This window comes from Glaciecola punicea ACAM 611 (genome assembly GCF_000252165.1).
Taxonomy (GTDB): domain Bacteria; phylum Pseudomonadota; class Gammaproteobacteria; order Enterobacterales; family Alteromonadaceae; genus Glaciecola; species Glaciecola punicea.
In genome coordinates, this window is record NZ_BAET01000031.1 from 39,933 (window position 1) to 57,668 (window position 17,736).

At 43.1% G+C, this 17,736-nt stretch carries 19 protein-coding genes; 6 read left to right on the top strand and 13 right to left on the bottom strand.

The window, feature by feature from the left end; genetic code table 11:
• Positions 1 to 13: 13 nt before the first annotated feature.
• Positions 14 to 559, bottom strand: coding sequence for a peptide-methionine (R)-S-oxide reductase MsrB (gene msrB, locus GPUN_RS11925; RefSeq protein WP_006007106.1), 546 nt, complete (start codon positions 557 to 559; stop codon positions 14 to 16).
• A 464-nt stretch (positions 560 to 1,023) separates the two neighbouring features.
• Here msrB and msrA point away from each other — a divergent pair, with 464 nt between their 5' ends.
• Positions 1,024 to 1,605 carry a peptide-methionine (S)-S-oxide reductase MsrA gene (gene msrA, locus GPUN_RS11930; RefSeq protein ID WP_006007108.1) on the top strand — a complete coding sequence of 194 codons (582 nt, stop codon included), beginning with the start codon at positions 1,024 to 1,026 and terminating at the stop codon, positions 1,603 to 1,605.
• A 90-nt stretch (positions 1,606 to 1,695) separates the two neighbouring features.
• Positions 1,696 to 2,571 carry a carbon-nitrogen hydrolase family protein gene (locus tag GPUN_RS11935; protein WP_006007110.1) on the top strand — a complete coding sequence of 292 codons (876 nt, stop codon included), beginning with the start codon at positions 1,696 to 1,698 and terminating at the stop codon, positions 2,569 to 2,571.
• Positions 2,572 to 2,686: 115 nt separating this feature from the next.
• Here the strand turns inward: GPUN_RS11935 and GPUN_RS11940 are convergent, their stop codons facing one another.
• From GPUN_RS11940 to efp, 3 genes are all read right to left on the bottom strand, one after another.
• On the bottom strand, positions 2,687 to 4,111 hold the full coding sequence (locus GPUN_RS11940) for a hypothetical protein (RefSeq protein ID WP_006007112.1): 1,425 nt from the start codon (positions 4,109 to 4,111) through the stop codon (positions 2,687 to 2,689).
• Between the two features lie 197 nt (positions 4,112 to 4,308).
• Positions 4,309 to 5,319 carry an elongation factor P--(R)-beta-lysine ligase gene (epmA, locus tag GPUN_RS11945; protein ID WP_006007114.1) on the bottom strand — a complete coding sequence of 337 codons (1,011 nt, stop codon included), beginning with the start codon at positions 5,317 to 5,319 and terminating at the stop codon, positions 4,309 to 4,311.
• A gap of 39 nt (positions 5,320 to 5,358) precedes the next feature.
• Positions 5,359 to 5,928, bottom strand: a complete 570-nt coding sequence (gene efp, locus GPUN_RS11950; RefSeq protein ID WP_006007117.1) for an elongation factor P — start codon at positions 5,926 to 5,928, stop codon at positions 5,359 to 5,361.
• A 35-nt stretch (positions 5,929 to 5,963) separates the two neighbouring features.
• Here efp and epmB point away from each other — a divergent pair, with 35 nt between their 5' ends.
• Complete coding sequence (epmB, locus tag GPUN_RS11955; protein WP_006007119.1) at positions 5,964 to 7,067, top strand: EF-P beta-lysylation protein EpmB; 1,104 nt, start codon at positions 5,964 to 5,966, stop codon at positions 7,065 to 7,067.
• A 69-nt stretch (positions 7,068 to 7,136) separates the two neighbouring features.
• On the opposite strand, the gene GPUN_RS14420 is transcribed toward epmB, so the two are convergent.
• A complete protein-coding gene (locus GPUN_RS14420; RefSeq protein ID WP_006007121.1) occupies positions 7,137 to 7,304 on the bottom strand; it encodes a hypothetical protein in 168 nt (55 codons plus the stop codon).
• A gap of 90 nt (positions 7,305 to 7,394) precedes the next feature.
• Between GPUN_RS14420 and GPUN_RS11960 the strand changes: the two genes are divergently transcribed.
• Positions 7,395 to 7,703: a hypothetical protein gene (locus tag GPUN_RS11960; RefSeq protein ID WP_006007123.1), complete on the top strand. Its 309-nt coding sequence runs from the start codon at positions 7,395 to 7,397 to the stop codon at positions 7,701 to 7,703.
• Between the two features lie 33 nt (positions 7,704 to 7,736).
• On the opposite strand, the gene GPUN_RS11965 is transcribed toward GPUN_RS11960, so the two are convergent.
• Positions 7,737 to 8,606: a TraB/GumN family protein gene (locus GPUN_RS11965; RefSeq protein WP_006007126.1), complete on the bottom strand. Its 870-nt coding sequence runs from the start codon at positions 8,604 to 8,606 to the stop codon at positions 7,737 to 7,739.
• Positions 8,607 to 8,968: 362 nt separating this feature from the next.
• Between GPUN_RS11965 and GPUN_RS11970 the strand changes: the two genes are divergently transcribed.
• Positions 8,969 to 9,337 carry an acyl-CoA thioesterase gene (locus GPUN_RS11970; RefSeq protein ID WP_006007128.1) on the top strand — a complete coding sequence of 123 codons (369 nt, stop codon included), beginning with the start codon at positions 8,969 to 8,971 and terminating at the stop codon, positions 9,335 to 9,337.
• A gap of 139 nt (positions 9,338 to 9,476) precedes the next feature.
• Here GPUN_RS11970 and upp read toward each other — a convergent pair whose 3' ends face one another.
• From upp to nudF, 7 genes are all read right to left on the bottom strand, one after another.
• A complete protein-coding gene (gene upp / locus GPUN_RS11975; RefSeq protein WP_006007129.1) occupies positions 9,477 to 10,103 on the bottom strand; it encodes a uracil phosphoribosyltransferase in 627 nt (208 codons plus the stop codon).
• A 9-nt stretch (positions 10,104 to 10,112) separates the two neighbouring features.
• The gene (locus tag GPUN_RS11980; protein ID WP_006007131.1) at positions 10,113 to 11,393 is read right to left on the bottom strand and encodes a YfiM family lipoprotein; all 1,281 of its coding nucleotides are present in this window, start codon (positions 11,391 to 11,393) and stop codon (positions 10,113 to 10,115) included.
• 410 nt (positions 11,394 to 11,803) lie between these two features.
• Positions 11,804 to 12,193 (bottom strand): sodium:calcium antiporter, encoded by a 390-nt coding sequence (locus GPUN_RS11985; RefSeq protein WP_051987351.1) that lies wholly within the window; start codon positions 12,191 to 12,193, stop codon positions 11,804 to 11,806.
• 46 nt (positions 12,194 to 12,239) lie between these two features.
• Positions 12,240 to 14,129 (bottom strand): DNA topoisomerase IV subunit B, encoded by a 1,890-nt coding sequence (gene parE, locus GPUN_RS11990; RefSeq protein WP_006007133.1) that lies wholly within the window; start codon positions 14,127 to 14,129, stop codon positions 12,240 to 12,242.
• A 101-nt stretch (positions 14,130 to 14,230) separates the two neighbouring features.
• The gene (locus GPUN_RS11995) at positions 14,231 to 14,815 is read right to left on the bottom strand and encodes a YqiA/YcfP family alpha/beta fold hydrolase (RefSeq protein WP_040521100.1); all 585 of its coding nucleotides are present in this window, start codon (positions 14,813 to 14,815) and stop codon (positions 14,231 to 14,233) included.
• A gap of 39 nt (positions 14,816 to 14,854) precedes the next feature.
• Positions 14,855 to 15,214 carry a DUF1249 domain-containing protein gene (locus GPUN_RS12000; protein WP_006007137.1) on the bottom strand — a complete coding sequence of 120 codons (360 nt, stop codon included), beginning with the start codon at positions 15,212 to 15,214 and terminating at the stop codon, positions 14,855 to 14,857.
• A 152-nt stretch (positions 15,215 to 15,366) separates the two neighbouring features.
• Positions 15,367 to 15,996 (bottom strand): ADP-ribose diphosphatase, encoded by a 630-nt coding sequence (gene nudF, locus GPUN_RS12005; RefSeq protein WP_006007139.1) that lies wholly within the window; start codon positions 15,994 to 15,996, stop codon positions 15,367 to 15,369.
• Between the two features lie 327 nt (positions 15,997 to 16,323).
• Between nudF and tolC the strand changes: the two genes are divergently transcribed.
• Complete coding sequence (gene tolC, locus GPUN_RS12010) at positions 16,324 to 17,733, top strand: outer membrane channel protein TolC (RefSeq protein WP_040521077.1); 1,410 nt, start codon at positions 16,324 to 16,326, stop codon at positions 17,731 to 17,733.
• The last annotated feature ends 3 nt before the right edge of the window (positions 17,734 to 17,736 follow it).

Here is a 17,736-nt window from a genome sequence, read left to right on the forward strand (position 1 = left end):
TTGACCCACCTCTCTAGCTTATAGGTGCTCCAACTCGCTCAAGATATTGACCATAACCAGCATCAGTCATCTGTGCCTTGGGTATGAATCGCAGCGAGGCTGAGTTCATACAATAGCGCAGCCCAGTGGGCGCGGGACCATCGTTAAACACATGGCCGGAATGAGAATCTGCAATTGCACTGCGAATTTCAATACGCAACATTCCAAACCAAGTGCGATCGTCTTTTTCAATTACGGCATCAGGGCTGATAGGCCGAATAAAGCTTGGCCATCCTGTACCTGATTTGTATTTGTCGGTAGATAAAAATAAAGGCTCGCCAGAAACGATGTCAACGTAAATACCTTCACGCTTTTCATCCCAGTATGGATTCGAGAAAGCTCGCTCAGTGGCGTCTTTTTGAGTCACTTTATATTGGATATCGCTTAGCTGCTCTCGTAGTTCTTCATCGCTAGGCTTTTGGAAGGACTGCCAGTCAGGCGTTTTAGCCTCGGTCATGGCTGTAAGACTTATAAAGCCAATAATTAAGACTATTACTGAGTAGAATATTTGACGATTCATGCTAATCACCTTGTTTGCGGAATCCGCTGTTGTGTTTGAAGCTTCAAAAGAAATGTATGTGCGTTAAGTCTCTACTTCACAATAAAGTATGTAGTCTTTTACACATTAAAACCTACTATGGGATCAGTACAAAGACCTAAGCGTTGTGATACACAACTATGACGAGAATAAAGACCTCAGGTTCAATTTATCCCTTGATTATCCCTTGATTATCTTTATGCATTATTTTTTGACACTTTTTATTGCCAGCAGCTTGTTATACTTGGTAGGCAAGGAAATTAGAAGTACTTAAATTAAAGGCTCTATCATGCAAGGACTGAAAGATAAAATAGTACTAGTAGCCGAAACGTTTTAAGCACATACATACAGATGATTTTGAATTACACTTAGCTCTCAGGCATTCACTTATGAAACTTTTACACAAGTTTTACTGTCCGAACTTATAAGCTGTTTTGGAGAAAATTATGAAATACAAACTACTGAGCATTTTACTGCTAGGTTCAATGTTCATCGCGACGCATGCTAAAGCTGAAAAAGCAGTGTTTGCCGGCGGTTGCTTTTGGTGCATGGAGGCCGACTTTGAGAAGCTTGAAGGTGTATCAGATGTTATCTCTGGCTTCACCGGCGGTACTTTGGAAAATCCGACCTATTCTGGGAACCATACAGGGCACTACGAAGCCGTACAAATTACATACGATCCAAGCGTGGTTAGCTATCAAGACTTGCTTGATCATTTTTGGGTGAACATTGACCCCTTTGATGCACGCGGGCAATTTTGTGATAAAGGCTTTAGTTACTTAAGTGCGGTGTTTGTAGACAATGAGCAAGAAAGAAAATTGGCTGAACAATCAAAACGAAAGGTAGTTAAGCAATTTCCTAATCAAAAAGTGGTGACGCCCATTTTATCCACTTCAATTTTTTACCCCATAAAGGGTGCAGAGAGCTACCATCAAGATTATTACAAAAAGAGTCCTGTTAGATATAATTTATATCGTTGGAACTGTGGTCGCGATGAGCGTTTAGCAGAAATTTGGGGTGAAAAGTAGCCTCGACAGCGCATTCACTAGTTATATTGGAAGGTGTTTTTAGCGCTGTACTTATGCAACGATAAAGCAAAGGTACAAAGGAGTTAAGAGATGACTACGCTAATAAGTGTCCAAATTAATGGCGAGGCAAACGTTGCAAATAACCTCGACAAAGTTGAAGCGCTGGTTAAACAAGCCTGCGAAAAAGCCGATAAAAACAATGACAGCCAACATAAGCTTGTGGTACTTCCAGAGTGTTTTTCAGTCTTTGGTATATCCGGCCTTCGAATGCTGGAACATGCTGAAACACAGGGCAGTGGTTATATTCAAACTAAGCTAAGTGAGCTAGCCAAACAATTACAATGCTATATAGTAGCAGGCACTACCCCAATTATAGACGCCGACATTACTCGCGACCCCTATAAATACTACGCTGCGAGTTTAGCCTATAGCCCCTCAGGAAAATGTATAGCGCGCTACAACAAAATCCATTTATTCGATGTTGAAGTAGAAGATGAAACCAAGTCGTATAAAGAATCTAGATATACCCTTGCTGGTGAGCACCTATCACTGTTTAAAACACCCTTTGCTGAAGTCGCCCAGAGCATATGTTATGACTTGCGCTTTCCCGATATGTTTTCGGCCTATTGTCGCTATACACTCACCCAAAAGGCGCCCGACATTATCGTTGTACCAAGCGCTTTTACCCATAAAACAGGCAGTGCTCACTGGCATGCTTTACTCAAAGCGCGCAGCATTGAAAATCAATGTTATATTGTGGCGCCAAACCAAGTAGGCACACATGCGGATAAACGCCAAACATTCGGGAATAGCTGTATTTATTCACCCTGGGGCGAATGCTTAGACATAATTGAACACGGGGAAGGATTTGCAATGGCCACATATAATAAGGTTGTAGTAGAGTCTGTTAGAAGGAAAATGCCAGTACAGTCTCATAAGCAAAGATCATATAAAGTTAAACGCTAGTTGTGAGTCATAAAGGAAGACTTACACTATTTTCAAAGAAGCTAGCTAGAACTCAAACGCAAGTTTTCTAAGCCTCGCGCCATTATTATTTTAGATAAACTACATCATAAAAAAACTATGCACGTTTCTTTTTAAAACCAAAGAAACCATGCTCAACTATTTTTTCAGCGACAAGTTTAGGCACCATTTCTTCCCAGTCACCTCTGCCCGCTTTTAGACTTTTCAAAACGTCGCGTGAATAAATTTCAAATAACGCGAGATTACTTGCTTCAAGACCCGTCAAGAAATTGTTTTCTAGTAAATGACGATATAAAAAGCGCAGGTGCTCAGCTACTTTTAAGTTTGAAAAGTCACGCACCTCGTTTTCTAGGTTAATTTCTGGGTAAATAAACATGCGCGTGTCGTCTTCAAATAATTTGCCCAAGCCTTCCATAATGCCACCTGGAACACCACGATACGAATCTTCGTCAAAAATTTGTTTGAGGTTTTTCATACCTACCACAATGCCAATTTCCATTTTAGTGTACTGACGGAAGTAGGCACGCAGCGAAAAGTAACGAGTGTAATCTGAAATCATTACATTGTAGCCTAAAGAATTTAGCAACTGTACGCGCTGTACTAAGTCTTCTTCTGGTACGTGGTTGTCGTTACCTTTAGCATCGTTAAGTGAAATTTCGGCAATAGCAACGGTGTTTTCGTCAGTAACGCCTTGTTGTTTAAAGAAGGCTTTTTTACCCTGCTCTATCATATCTATGTTGAGGTTGGTAACGGGCCTGAACGAGCCGCGAATGGTAATCACGTTCTTTTTGTATAACATTTCTGCCGGCACACAAATGCTGCCATCGGGTCTGAACATTATGGCACGTGTTTTCCAACTGCGGATTAAATGAAGGTTAATTGCGCGATTATCGAGATCTTCAAAGTATGGACCGATAAATTCGATTGAATCAATTTCAATTCTGTCCGCTTCTATGCCATCGGTAAGCGAATCAATCATCATTTTGGGGTTCTCAAAATAATAGTAGGCAGCATAAATTAAATTTACGCCCAATATACCAAGCGCATGCTGCTGTGCTTCGGCATTGTCATCGCGCATACGCACGTGTACTTTAATATTTGAAGGCTCTGCGCCAGGATACATTTGAACACGAATACCACACCACGCATGACACTCGTTTTGACGGCCAAAGCTTTTTGCCGCTACTGTGGCAGCATAAGCAAAATAGCGTGAAGATTTTGAGCGCACATCTTTGACTCTTTCAAGCACCAAGTCGAGTTCTTGCTCCATCATAGCTTTGACACGGCTTTTGCTTACATATCGGCCATCGTTTTGCACGCCGTATATAGCGTCCGAAAACTTCATGTCATAGGCAGACATGGTTTTTGCTATGGTACCGGCAGCCGCACCCGCTAAGAAAAATTGCCGAGCGACTTCTTGCCCTGCGCCTATTTCAACAATAGTACCGTACTTTTTGTCGTCAAGATTTAAACGCAGTGCTTTTTGCGAAGTAGAACGAGAACTGATGTCTTTATGCTCCATAGGGTCTCCTGAAAATATCCAAGGTTTTATAAAATGTTTATCGCTTTGTCTTGTCGCGAAAGGCCGGCATTTTACCTTAATTTATCGCTGAAATGCTTATCTCATTTAGATAAATTCTATTTAAACAGCCAAACGGCATCAAAAAAGAGCCCGTGTGTCAAAAAACCAGCTTGTCTGAGGTTTTTATACGCTTAATATTAGCAGTTACGCTGACTAAAACTCATCACCTCTTCTATGGTGTTTTTTTGTAACGCCAACATTAGCAGGCGGTCAACGCCAAGCGCAACGCCCGCGCACTGCGGTAAACCACTAAAAAGCGCTGCCATAAAATGCATATCAATAGGCTTTATAGAAAGCCCCAAGACGCTTCGTTTTTGGTTATCTTGTGCAAACCGCAGATGCTGGCTTTGTGCATCGGTTAATTCGTCAAACCCATTGGCAAGCTCTATGCCTTTGTAATAAACCTCGAAGCGATTGGCCGTTCGTCCATTTTCATGTAGGGTTGCTAACGACGCTTGGCTAGCCGGAAAATCAACCACCACCGTGGGGTAGTCGATACCAATAAGTGATTCTATATGCGTACTAAACAAAACTTGTAATATACTGTCTTTTAGCAGTACGCTTGCGTGTGTATTTTCATCATCTGCCAAATTAGCCCGCAAACTGCCAACGTAGTCTTGTAATCCTAACTTAGCGCATATTTCAAACAATGAGGGCAAGTCTACCTCTAAGGGGTTAAAAGCTAAATGCCTCTCAAACAATACGCTGTAGCTTGACTGGTTCACTGCCTCGACCTTTAATGTAGCCATTAATAAAGATCCCACTTCATCAATTAAGTGCTGCAGCGAAAACCCTATTCTATACCACTCCAATATAGTAAATTCTGGGTTATGAATGCGCCCAACTTCGTCGTCGCGAAATGCTTTACACAACTGAAAAATATCGCCGCTGCCGGCAGCCAACAAACGCTTCATTGCATATTCGGGCGATGTTTGTAAGTAAAGCTTGCTTGAAGTAAATGCACCGACCTGGGTATGCAAAGTGTGCATGGCCTCAAGATAAGGGTCGGTAATAGTGTGGCTTGATAACGCGGGGGTTTCGACTTCAAGCACCTTGCGTTGGGCAAAAAATACTCTTATCTGATGCAAAAGCGCCGCACGTTTGCGCAGCGTTTCGATGCTTGCGCTTGGCTGCCAAGACTGATTCATTGATAGCTTACACTACATTGATAGGCATATTTAAGCAGACTATTTTTGCGCACGCGAGGCATATTCTCCGCTGCGAGTGTCTACTTTAACCACTTCGCCTTTTTGCACGAATAGAGGAACACGCACAACCGCTCCCGTCGACAATGTGGCCGGTTTGCCGCCTGTACCTGCGGTGTCACCTTTTAAGCCCGGATCAGTTTCTACAATTTCTATTTCAACAAAGTTTGGTGGCGTGACCACAATTGGGCTACCATTGAACAAAGTAAGCGTACAAACATCGTTTTCAACTAGCCACTTTACGTTATCGCCTACCGCTTTTTGGTCGGCGGCTATTTGCTCAAAGGTTTCGTTATTCATGAAATGCCAAAATTCACCATCAGTGTACAAATATGCTAAGTCGGTATCCATTACGTCGGCGGCTTCTACTGTTTCGCCCGAGCGCCATGTCTTTTCGAGTGTTTTGCCAGAAACAAGCTTACGTATTTTGGTGCGGTTGAATGCTTGGCCTTTACCCGGCTTAACATATTCGTTTTCTAAAATGTTGCATGGCTCGCCATCCATCATTATTTTTAAGCCAGCTTTAAACTCGTTTGTACTGTAATTAGCCATTCAATCCTCTAATACCTTGGGTCAATAATATAAACATGCTGATAATACCTAAAAAAACACCGCCTGTAGAGACTCATTGGCAAAAAGAATTAGCAAACTCTTTCACCACGTTGGATTCATTGCTGGAATATTTGCGGATAGACCCTAGTTCACTGCCACCGGCTTTATCGAACGATGCGTTTTCGAATAACAACAATATAAACATTATTCCCACTCAAAACGATATCAGTATCATTGAGCAGCACAACAACGCGCGCCGTCTTTTCCCAATGCGGGTACCTAAGCCCTTTGCAGACCTTATGCAACAATCAAATTGGTATGATCCTTTACTTCAACAAGTTGTGCCCCAACAGGCTGAATTTGTCGATAAGCTTGGCTTTGTAGCCGACCCATTGCAAGAACAAAACGGCACCACAGCGGGCCTAATCCACAAATACAAAAGTCGTGTTTTACTGCTTGTTAGAGGCGGTTGTGCAATCAACTGTCGCTACTGTTTTAGACGTCATTTTCCCTATCAAGACAACCAGCTTGGACAAGCTCAATACCAGTCGGTATTAGAATATATAAATAATGATACCAATATAAATGAGGTCATTTTTTCCGGCGGCGACCCCCTAATGGCGAACGACAAGCAACTAGCGAAGCTTGCACAAAAAGTAGACAATATTACGCATATTAAAAGACTGCGAATTCACACCAGACTGCCTGTAGTGATTCCTTCTCGCGTGAATAATGAGCTATTAGCATGGCTTACTAATTTACGTATAAAGCCGATTATAGTGCTACACATAAATCATAAAAACGAAATAGGTGAAGCACTAATAGAAAAAACAAAAATGCTGAAACAGGCCGGTGTAACCTTACTTAATCAGTCGGTATTGCTAAAAAATATTAATGATAGCGCTGAAGAAATTTGTGAGCTGAGCGAGGCTTTGTTTGAAGCGAATATTTTACCGTACTATTTACATATGTTTGATCCGGTAAAAGGTGCAGCGCATTTTGATGTGAGTAAACCCGATGCTCAAAAAATTATGGCTAAGGTAATAACGCGCTTACCGGGATTTTTGGTGCCCAAGCTAGTGCAAGAACTGCCAAGACAACCCGGTAAGACACCAATCGATTTAGGACTTGAGCCTTAACGTAAATGCGTATCTAAAGACAAACATAAATGAACGACTATAAACACATTAAAACTTCGGCTTATACTGCTAAGCATAAGTATTTATTGAACTCCCTACGCTAGACGTATTTGACACAGGCGCCGACTGCAGCAATGCTAAAACCGCCTGCTCTTCCTGCTTTTGTTTATTGTTTGCCATTACGGCAGACCTTATTGCAAGTGCTTGAGCAACGCCAGATGTACCTTGCATATCCATTGCGCCTCCTTTTTTCATATTTGCTTGTAGCAAAAACTAAATACAGGCACAATTGTCCGCATTAGAAATATCGGCAACTTTGGGAGATTCATGAGTAAAATAATAGAGGCGTTAAACGAAAACTTACGCGTTATTTATCGCAAATCGGTAGACGCCGACGCAGCCCTTAATACCCTGCAGGCAAAAGGCAAAGGCAAGTTTGATAGCGTTTTTGTTGATGGCTCAGGTTTTACAACACGTAATAAACGCTTTGGTCCTTACGTGGAAGAACTTGCTGGGGAAGTAGCCCAGTTAGTTGACGCTGACCCCAGCACCTTGAATAAAGAACTTCCAGCCATCGTGAAAAAAATCGAGCTTTTGCTGACAACCTTAACGCAGTTTAAAAAGACGGTATCGTAAAATTTGTTATTGCCTAAAACACATTAGCCACTGCTACAGTTTTTCAACAGTATAGCCTTTATTGGTTAATTGCGTAAGCACACCGTCTTCACCGGGTAAGTGCAGTGCGCCTACGAGTATAAACTCGGTACCTTCATCACCAAACATCGCTTCAATTTTAGTCATCCAGCTGTTGTTTCGCTGCACCAGCAGTGCATCGTAAACGTCAGGATAGCCCTCAAAGCTGTCTATACCTAGGGCTGTTAAGGTTTCCATGTCTCCAGAGCGCCAGCTTTCATGCAGAGGCTTTACGACAGCATCAAAATTTTCGATTTCGTCTAAGGTGTAATTAATTAAGGCATTTGGCTCTTCATCGTCAAAGCTATCAATGATTGCTAGTTGTTGGTCTGGCGTTTCAAACCAGCCAATGGTTTTATTGTCTGCTTCGGCTTTTTCAAAATAATATTTGTCTACTCCTTGGGCAACAAAACCGCGCGCTTGATATTCCATAATAGTAATAGTGAACATTACGCCCGTGGGATTTAAGGCATTTAACTGCATGGGATCAAGCTGTCTCGATTTTGCATATTCGACAAAGCGCGCATACGTTGTCGCATTAAGACCCGACTGTAAAGTACTGCCATCTTGGTACAATAAAACACCCAAGCTCTTACGCTGAAACTCCGGCGTCTTTAATGCGTTAATATCGGTTTCAAAATAAAGCTCATCGGCCTGCTCATAGGCTTTTTCAAAGGCCTCAGGAAGCGGATAATCACCCTCTGTAAGTAAGTGAAAGGTGCCGCCAATATAAATTGTTTCACCGTCTTTGCTGACTTTGAATACAGGCGCGGAGACCACCGAGGTACTAAGTACTAATACGAATGAACACAAACAGACAAGCGTAGGTAAGAAAGACTTGGTCATTAACGATCCTTTTAGTTTCGATATAAAAATAAGCATTTGTACAAAATCTACGTAAAGTTAATGGTGCTGGGAGCATTTAAACTAAATTAGAGTATTAAAGGTTAGCACATACTAGTTAGCTTAAAACCTTGTACCGAAGATCAGTATTAACTATTTACGCCAGGATAACGAGCAATTAAACACCACTCTACCATTGAGGCTAAAACGACAGCGTCTAGAGTTTCACAAGACTTTGTTGTGTCATTATCAAAAGACCTTATAATATTGCTTTATTCCTACGCTTTTAACCTAAAGGCTTACACGCCATCAAAAAATCTGACAGTTTACAGCCTTCTGGTAGGCTTACTACACGCACGCTAGCTATGCCTGCTGACACCAACGCAGCAGGCGATATATTTGGTGGCTGGGTTTTATCTCAAATGGACATTGCCGCGGGTATCTGCGCCGGACAAAGAGCACAAAGCCGCGTAGTTACCGTTGCGCTAGATAGCATGAGCTTTATAAGGCCCGTAAAAGTGGGTGACATTTTGGGCATATATACACATGTTTGCGAGCTCGGCCGAACTTCTATGGCGATACATGTTGAAGCATGGGTAAGACGCGACAGAATTGGCCTAAGGGAAAAAGTCACTGAAGGTAAATTCAAATTTGTATCTATAGATAAACACGGTAACTCAACCCCAATTCCTCACGAGGATGAATTACCTGACTATGTTCGCGACGGTGTTTGACAAGACCTTATACGCTACACATTACAGCCAAGAATAGTGGCTTACGCAAGGGTTCATAATGCAGTGATAGGCAATATAGCGACCAGCATTATTGCCTAATGCTTACGCAGAACACGCATTGCCATACTAATCGCTATTACTAGGTGCCAAATATCTTATCACCAGCATCGCCTAGACCGGGTAATATGTAGCCTTTTTCATCTAAACAGTCGTCTACAGAGGCCAAATAAATATCAACGTCGGGGTGCGCATCTGTGACGGTTTTAATACCCTCTGGGGCTGCAACGAGGAATAAGCCTAAAATATGCTTACAGCCTTTGTCTTTTAACAAGCTAATAGTTGCGTTTAGCGTGCCGCCTGTTGCCAGCATAGGATCGATAATAAGCGCTATGCGTTGGTCAATATCGTTGGCGACCTTGTCAAAATATGCTACCGGCTGAAGGGTTTCTTCATCGCGATATAATCCAACCACGCTAATTTTAGCGTTAGGTAATAGCTTTAGTACACCGTCTAACATACCCAAGCCAGCTCTTAAAATGGGCACAACGGTAATTTTCTTACCTTTAATTTGCTCAATATTAATGGGCGTACCTGTCCAGCCTTTAATAGACTTTGTTTCGACGTGTAGATCTCGGGTGGCTTCGTAGGTGAGTAAGTTAGCAAGCTCACTGGCAAGTTCGCGAAAATCTTTACTGCTAACGCCATAGGCTCGCATTAGCCCTATTTTGTGCTGTATAAGCGGGTGTTTTATTTCATGTACAGGCATTGTAATGTCCTATTGAGAGATCGGTAAGTTAGAAATTCGCACGTTTATGTCATCCACAACCTTTTGGTACAGTGGCGTGTCTACCCCCCCATACTTTTCGGTAAACTGAGTTTTATTGAGTCCTTCATCTAAGTCATTAATAGACACCATAAACAAGCTTTCGTTTGCTGCACTGCCCATTACTTGCTGCAGGTGTTTTGCACGCTGGGTGTTTACCGCTAAATCAGCGAAATGCGCGCCAGATAAATCGGCGGCTAAGTCTATAAAACTATAGCCTGAACCGCCTTTCCCACGATCCATTAGCTCTTTAAACTCCCCAACAGCGATACTCACGCCTTTTTCAGAAAGTAGCTTAATTGCCGCAGAGTAAATAAAGTGCAGGCTCAAGTCTTGCCTATTTGCTAGCACCGGCTTTGGCGATGCGCTTGGAATGTTGTCAATGGCAAAGCTTAAGTCACCTATTATGGTGGTAAAACGACCACTACCTGCGTAGATCGCAAGGGCTAAAATAGCCGCTTCGTTTTCAAGCGGGGCAGAGCTTTGCTGACTTAGGGCAGCTGCTTCTTGCATGACCGCGTGCAAATAAATACTTAAAGAGGTTAAGCCTGCATTTTCAGAATCATTTGCCACATACATACCGTCTAGCAGACGTAAATAATGTGCAATTCTTATTTTCAAAATTCGAGAGTCTGCTCGGCTGCTGCCTGTTTCTATGTTTTTAAATTCTTTAAGTAGGGCGTCCAACGGCGCAAGGGTGACCTGCATAGCACTGTTTTCTACTACCACTGATTCAACACTGGCGATGGCTTTCGTAGCCACTTGAGAAGAAGTATATGCGTTGGTAAAAGACTCAGCAAGTCCCAAGGCAAAGCCGCCAGGCAGTTTCAGATCGCCCACACGTACGGTCTCTATCTGCAGTGCGTTGCCTTCGCGCACAAGTGCTTCAATATTAAGATAAAGTGGAAAAAGACCAGTTTGAATCTCATAGGACAGCGCAATATTCACTTTGTCGTTATTAAACGTAACGTGAGCATCAACTTGGCTGCGCGCGCGGTTAATAAAACCTGCTAGGCTATTTGCTTGGGCCGCACTAACATTAATTTGCTGCGACTCGTAGCGGCTTCGTAAACTTTGTTTTAGCTCGTCTATAAGAGGCTGCACTGTGTCTGCATTATTCACCTGTGCTGACGAACTTACTTCTACAGAAGAGGATATGTCAAACACCAATACCATTAACACTATCGTTATTAGCAGTAGTAAAGCCACTAGCCCTTTAATTGTTTTTCGCATTGCTTCCCTTTCGCTAAGCTTGCTTTAACCGTGCTCTTTTGCGTAAACACAGGTACATAGCTCATATTTATGTATTGCCCTAGTGATAGGGATACGGTTGAGTATATCAATGCTTGAGCACTTGTTTAAGCATTACTAGGCAAAATCAAACACAGTGTAAACAATATAAGACTCACGGCCGCTGAAAAGTAATTCTTACATGCTAGCTTACTGGGCTAACACTCCGCTTTATTTTCTAGGAGCTTTTATTTTTAAACGCTTTTAGAAAGGTAAACAATACATAAACACCTAGTATTGGCAGTAAACCAAACAAAATACCCTTTTGTAAATTTTCTACATATGTAAATTCGAGCGACACCGAAATTAAAAACCATGTGTAAAAGACATAAAGCAATAAGAAAAAGCCACCTTCAACTCTGCTCAATTTTTCCGAGTTGGCCGTCTTGTACAAATAGCACCAGCACTAAGCTCAGTCCGACCATAATAGGCAGGTCTTGACGCACCAGCTGGTTAGCGATGGCCAGAGGAAGAATGATTGAAGAAATGCCTAGTATAACGAGCACGTTAACGATGTTGCTGCCTATTACGTTAGCAATGGCTAGTTCGGCTTCGCCATCGAAAGCGGCCTTTACACTGACTGCCAATTCTGGCGCGCTAGTGCCAAATGCCACAATGGTGAGTCCAATAACCAAACTTGGCACACCAAAAAAAGTGGCTAATCGACTCGCGCCTTTTACCAACACCTCTGCACCCAAAATAAGTAGCACCAGTCCAGATAACAGGGTTAACCAAATTATCACTTCAAATTTCCTTCGAAAAAGAAAAAACTTAATTAAGGCAGTATGGCTACACTAAAGCCAAATTACCCTTACTTTCTAACCAAGCCTTACGATCGGGCGCGCGCTTTTTAGACAGTAACATATCCATTAGTTCAAGCATGCCTTGGGCATCTTCACTAGTGAGCCTAACCAGCCTTCGAGTGTTAGGGTCCATAGTAGTTTCGCGCAACTGCAGCGGGTTCATTTCACCCAATCCTTTGAAGCGCTGAACGTTTACTTTACCGCGCTTTTTTTCGGCTTCTATACGATCTAATATGCCTTGCTTTTCACTTTCATCAAGGGCGTAATACACATCTTTACCCACGTCTATGCGAAACAAGGGCGGCATCGCCACATATACATGCCCCGTGTCGACTAACTTTCTAAAATGTTTGACGAATAACGCACACAGCAGTGTGGCAATGTGCAAGCCGTCTGAATCAGCGTCGGCCAGTATGCATATTTTGCCATAGCGAAGGCCACTTAAATCTTCAGAGTCGGGATCTATGCCCAAGGCTACCGATATATCGTGTATCTCTTGCGACGCCAGCACTTGCGACGAGTCAACCTCCCAACTATTCAGTATTTTACCGCGCAGCGGCATAATCGCCTGAAACTCTCTATCGCGGGCTTGTTTGGCTGAACCACCGGCTGAATCACCTTCCACTAAAAATAGTTCAGAGCGGTCGTTGTCTTGCGTTGAACAGTCGGTGAGTTTACCCGGCAGTGCAGGACCTGATGTGATTTTTTTGCGCGCGACTTTTTTACTTTGACGCAGTCTTCGCTGTGCGTTATTTATGCACATTTCAGCGAGTAAATCTGCTACGTCAGTATGCTGGTTTAACCATAGGCTGAAGGCGTCTTTAACAATCCCTGACACAAAAGCAGAGGCTTGTCGTGACGACAAACGCTCTTTGGTTTGGCCAGCAAACTGCGGATCTTGCATTTTGGTTGACAATATATAGCAGCAGCGGTCCCATATGTCGTCGGCAGTAATTTTAACACCTCGTGGCAGCAAGTTTCTAAACTCACAAAACTCGCGCATGGCGTCTAATAAACCTTGGCGTAAACCGTTTACATGGGTGCCGCCTTGCGCGGTTGGTATTAAGTTAACGTAGCTTTCAGTGACCATGTCACCGCCTTCTGGCAGCCACATTATAGCCCACTGAGCTGCCTCACCATTACCTGAATAACTGCCTACAAAAGGCACGTCACCCGGCACCGTAATATACTCTTTTAAGCCTTGTAATAAATAATCTTGAAGACCGTCTTCATAATGCCATTCGTAAGACTCTTTACCAATTTTGTCTTCAAACTTTATGCGTAAACCGGGACACAGCACCGCTTTTGCACGCAATATATGCAGTAGCTTACCGACGGAGAATTTGGACGTATCGAAATAGATGGGATTGGGCCAGAAGTGGACGCGGGTTCCGGTGTTGCGCTTTCCGCAGGTGTCAATAACGGCGAGTTCCTCTTTTTTGTCACCGTTTTCAAAGGCTATTTGGTGCACCTGCCCGCCTCGACGAATGGTAACTTCAACGCGTGTTGACAGCGCATTTACCACTGAAATACCCACGCCGTGTAAACCGCCGGCAAACTCATAGTGTTTATTTGAAAACTTACCTCCCGCGTGCAGTTTAGTCATAATAAGTTCAACGCCGCTCATGCCCTCTTCAGCGTGAATGTCTACGGGCATGCCACGGCCATCATCAACCACTTCTAATGACTGATCTTCGTGCAGAATAACCTTTATGTTGGAGGCATGACCGCCAAGCGCTTCATCAACGCTGTTATCAATAACCTCTTGGCTCAGGTGGTTAGGCCGAGTGGTATCGGTATACATGCCGGGGCGGCGCTTCACTGGGTCAAGGCCGTTTAAAACCTCAATAGCATCTGAATTATATTGTTGTGACATGATTTGCACTCGTGTGGGGCTTGGTCAAATAAACACCTGTATATAAATCCAATAGTAACAAGCGAATAGGGATTGAGCAACCACGCTGTCTCGCTCTTTTTTTACGCAAATAAAAACTTAAAAACACTTGGCAGGTGGACTTCATAGCCAACAAAACTGTGATTCCCGCCTTGTTCAATAACCAGATCACTAGCCGCATACTTTTTTGCTGCTAATGTATAGTCAAGCGTTTCGTCATGGGTTTGCAATAACACTTTATAGCGTGCAGGCGCGGCTAATTCATTTACATACAACTGCTTTAATTTAACAATATGCTGAGGCACAATAGCAAATGCTTTATTAGTATAGGGATTTACATGTTGCCCTAAGTAATTGCCTAGCAGCTTGAAAGGTTCAACAGCTGGATTAACTAATACCGCTTTTGGGCTATTACCAAGTGCATACTTTTCAACGCAGTACGTCGCCAAAAACCCACCCATCGAACTACCAATGAAACCGGTATGACTTAACGCCAGTGTGGCTAGCAAGTTATCTATAAGCTCTATGGCTTTATTTATGTCACCGGGTAATTCCGGCACATGTACATTAAGATTTGGAAAATGTTTGTTAGCAAAAGAAATGGTCTGCTGCGCTTTTAGCGAATGCGGGCTCGACAAAAATCCGTGTAAATAAACTAAGTGGTGCATATATGGCTTTGTTTGACTAATTGACGCCATAAACTAAAACTAATTGGCAGTAGACGCAAGCCTTTGAGACAGACAAAAATGTAACCATTCTGCTAAAAACACATTCACCATATGTTTCTCATTGCGCTGGTGCATATTTAGATTTGGGTATTCGTACACCGGTTTTAAGCGCGACGTTCGCTGGGCTTCAAGAACCTCGGCTACTTTTGCATCGTGATATAGGCGAACTACCATTTTAGGCTGCAAGAATGCAGGCGTGCTATTGCTTAGTTGGGCCATTTTTAAGGTGCTTGTATAACGGCTCGAATCGACGATTTGTATGCGATATTTAGTATCACGACCAACTTCAAACTCATAGTGCAAGTCACGCGTGTCGCAGTCGGGCAACAATTTTAGCATGCACGAATAATTATGCTCACAGGTTGCGAGAATAGTCGGCAGATGAGGTACATATTTTTTGCGTAAAATGTGTGAATTACCTTTTTATGTTAGTGTAATGAACGCTGGCAAAATGCATTAAGTTTCAGTTGCTGCTAGGGTATTTACCTTCTTCACTCTGTCGCTAGCCACTGCTGGCGAACTTTCTGTTTATTCAGCATAAGCCACTGAATGGCGATAATAGCGGTGCTATTGTCTATTTTACCTTCTTGCAACCACGCTACCGCTTGTTCAAAAGGCACTGTGAGAACCTTTATATCTTCAGATTCGCTGTCTAATCCATGAATGCCCTTTGCGGTGCTGGCGTCTACGTAGCCTAAATAGACATGGATTCGTTCAGTGCAGGCGCCGGGTGAGGCTAAATAAGAGCTTACTTTTATAAGCTGACTTACGAGTATGCCCGCTTCTTCTTGGGCTTCACGAATGCATACCTCTTGCGGTTGTTCGCCATGTTCAATAATGCCGGCAACCACCTCAATTAACCAAGGCTGGTCACTCGTTTCCATTGCCGGAAATCTGAATTGTTCAAGTAGTACGAGCTCGTCACGAATTGGATCGTAAGGTAATACCGCAGCGGCATGACGTCTTTCGAACACTTCACGCACGACTATTTTACTTTGTGATCCATCAAATAACTTATGCTTCAGATGGTAACGATTTAGCTCAAAAAAACCCTTATACAGTGATTCTTTTTTGATAAGTGTTACATCGGCTTTTGTGAACTTAGGGTAGGCTGTCGTCATGAGAAGGGGTCCAAATAATCTAATTCCTTTAAGCAAGTAGTTTACCCATCCACTGCAAATAAGCTAGTCACCCGTTACAAATATGCTTAGGTGAAGTGAGCACGCAAATATACACTTACTGCTGATGCGCCATAAAAACAGTCGCTTGAAACCCCATAGTTTATTCCAGACCCTATTTAATAACAGATGTTTAATCTGCAAATACATTACATTCTGTTACACTTAATCATAACTTGATATAAGCATTTTATACGCATTCAAGCGTGGGTGACTTACACTACACGCAATATTCGCGTTAACCCCTACAATACCGCAGAGCACCCATCAATGAAAAAAACGTTCATTTCCCTAGTTATCGGACTCACTCTTTCAAGCTCAGCCTTTGCTGATGACTTAGCCACTGTTTATGAGCTGGCGCAAGCTAATGATCCTATTGTAAATAGGGCCAAAGCACAAAAAGATGCTGCTTACGAGGGTATTGACATTAGTCGCGCTAATTTGCTACCACAAATAACAGGCAGTATTAGCTATTCAGATGGGACCCGAGAAACCGAAATTAATCAACCTGTTTTTGACGCCAACAACAATCCCGTAGTCGATGAGAATGGGGGAAGAGTCGTTATTAATGCCATTGCAGAAGTTGAGACTACTGGAATCAACTATGGTATTGACCTAAATATGTCTTTATATGACCACGCAAATTGGTTAGGTATGGACCGCGCAGAACTTATCGCTCAGCAAAGTGACGCGGTGTTAGGGGCAACCTTGCAATCCTTAATGTTGCGTACCGTTAATGCCTACCTTGCTGTACTGCGTGAACAAGACAACGTTGAGTTTGTAAAAGCCGAACTAGAAGCCATTGAAAGACAGTTAGAGCAGACCAAACAACGATTCGAAGTAGGCTTAACCGCCATAACCGACGTGCACGAGGCGCAAGCCAACTTTGACAATACAGTTGCACGCCAAATACGCGCTGAGAACTTGCTTGAGGAGCGCCTCGAGCAATTAAGAGAGATTACCGGTAAATACCATGACCAAATTGCCGTGCTTGATACGCAAATATTTACTGCTGTGCAGCCCGACCCTAGCACTGCTAGCGCCTGGTTAGACCTGGCAAAAGAGTCAAACCTGAATTTATTGGCACAGCGCTTTCTAAAAGACGTGGCCAAAGAAGAAATTGCCTTAGCCAAAAGTGGTCACTATCCTACCTTAAGATTCGGCGCTTCGTTTGATGTGAACGACTCTGAAACCGTTTTTAATGGCGGCCAAGCTAGTCAACCCGGCGCATTGAACCGCAGCTCAATCGGCCTTACCTTGAACATTCCTATCTACCAAGGCGGAAGAGTGTCAGCAAGCACTCGGCAAGCCCGCGCCAATTATGTCATAGCAAGTGAAAACTTAGAGCTTACGTATCGCCAAATGGTCCGCCAAGTGCGCAGCTCATTCAATGATGTTAACGCCTCAATAGCGACTATTCGCGCGCTCGAACAGTCGGTCGTTTCAGCCAACAGTGCATTACAAGCAACCGAAGCGGGTTTTGATGTAGGTACACGAACCATTGTTGATGTCCTTAACAGCACGCGAAACCTGTTTGATGCCCGCCGTAACTTAGCCGATGCTCGTTATAACTTTATTGCCGCTATTGTTAGCTTAAAGGAAGCGTCAGGTACTTTAACGCAGCAAGACTTGATGGATATTAACAGGGTATTAAAGCCAGCGCCTGCTGCTCAATCTTAGGCT

Coding starts and splice junctions, on each gene's coding strand:
- tolC (WP_040521077.1), top strand. CDS start 16,324: ATGAAAAAAACGTTCATTTCCCTAGTTATCGGACTCACTCTTTCAAGC.
- msrA (WP_006007108.1), top strand. CDS start 1,024: ATGAAATACAAACTACTGAGCATTTTACTGCTAGGTTCAATGTTCATC.
- parE (WP_006007133.1), bottom strand. CDS start 14,129: ATGTCACAACAATATAATTCAGATGCTATTGAGGTTTTAAACGGCCTT.
- nudF (WP_006007139.1), bottom strand. CDS start 15,996: ATGACGACAGCCTACCCTAAGTTCACAAAAGCCGATGTAACACTTATC.
- GPUN_RS11970 (WP_006007128.1), top strand. CDS start 8,969: ATGCCTGCTGACACCAACGCAGCAGGCGATATATTTGGTGGCTGGGTT.
- epmA (WP_006007114.1), bottom strand. CDS start 5,319: ATGAATCAGTCTTGGCAGCCAAGCGCAAGCATCGAAACGCTGCGCAAA.
- GPUN_RS11980 (WP_006007131.1), bottom strand. CDS start 11,393: ATGCGAAAAACAATTAAAGGGCTAGTGGCTTTACTACTGCTAATAACG.
- efp (WP_006007117.1), bottom strand. CDS start 5,928: ATGGCTAATTACAGTACAAACGAGTTTAAAGCTGGCTTAAAAATAATG.
- GPUN_RS11965 (WP_006007126.1), bottom strand. CDS start 8,606: ATGACCAAGTCTTTCTTACCTACGCTTGTCTGTTTGTGTTCATTCGTA.
- GPUN_RS11935 (WP_006007110.1), top strand. CDS start 1,696: ATGACTACGCTAATAAGTGTCCAAATTAATGGCGAGGCAAACGTTGCA.
- GPUN_RS11960 (WP_006007123.1), top strand. CDS start 7,395: ATGAGTAAAATAATAGAGGCGTTAAACGAAAACTTACGCGTTATTTAT.
- msrB (WP_006007106.1), bottom strand. CDS start 559: ATGAATCGTCAAATATTCTACTCAGTAATAGTCTTAATTATTGGCTTT.
- GPUN_RS11940 (WP_006007112.1), bottom strand. CDS start 4,111: ATGGAGCATAAAGACATCAGTTCTCGTTCTACTTCGCAAAAAGCACTG.
- epmB (WP_006007119.1), top strand. CDS start 5,964: ATGCTGATAATACCTAAAAAAACACCGCCTGTAGAGACTCATTGGCAA.
- GPUN_RS12000 (WP_006007137.1), bottom strand. CDS start 15,214: ATGCTAAAATTGTTGCCCGACTGCGACACGCGTGACTTGCACTATGAG.
- GPUN_RS11995 (WP_040521100.1), bottom strand. CDS start 14,815: ATGCACCACTTAGTTTATTTACACGGATTTTTGTCGAGCCCGCATTCG.
- GPUN_RS14420 (WP_006007121.1), bottom strand. CDS start 7,304: ATGGATATGCAAGGTACATCTGGCGTTGCTCAAGCACTTGCAATAAGG.
- upp (WP_006007129.1), bottom strand. CDS start 10,103: ATGCCTGTACATGAAATAAAACACCCGCTTATACAGCACAAAATAGGG.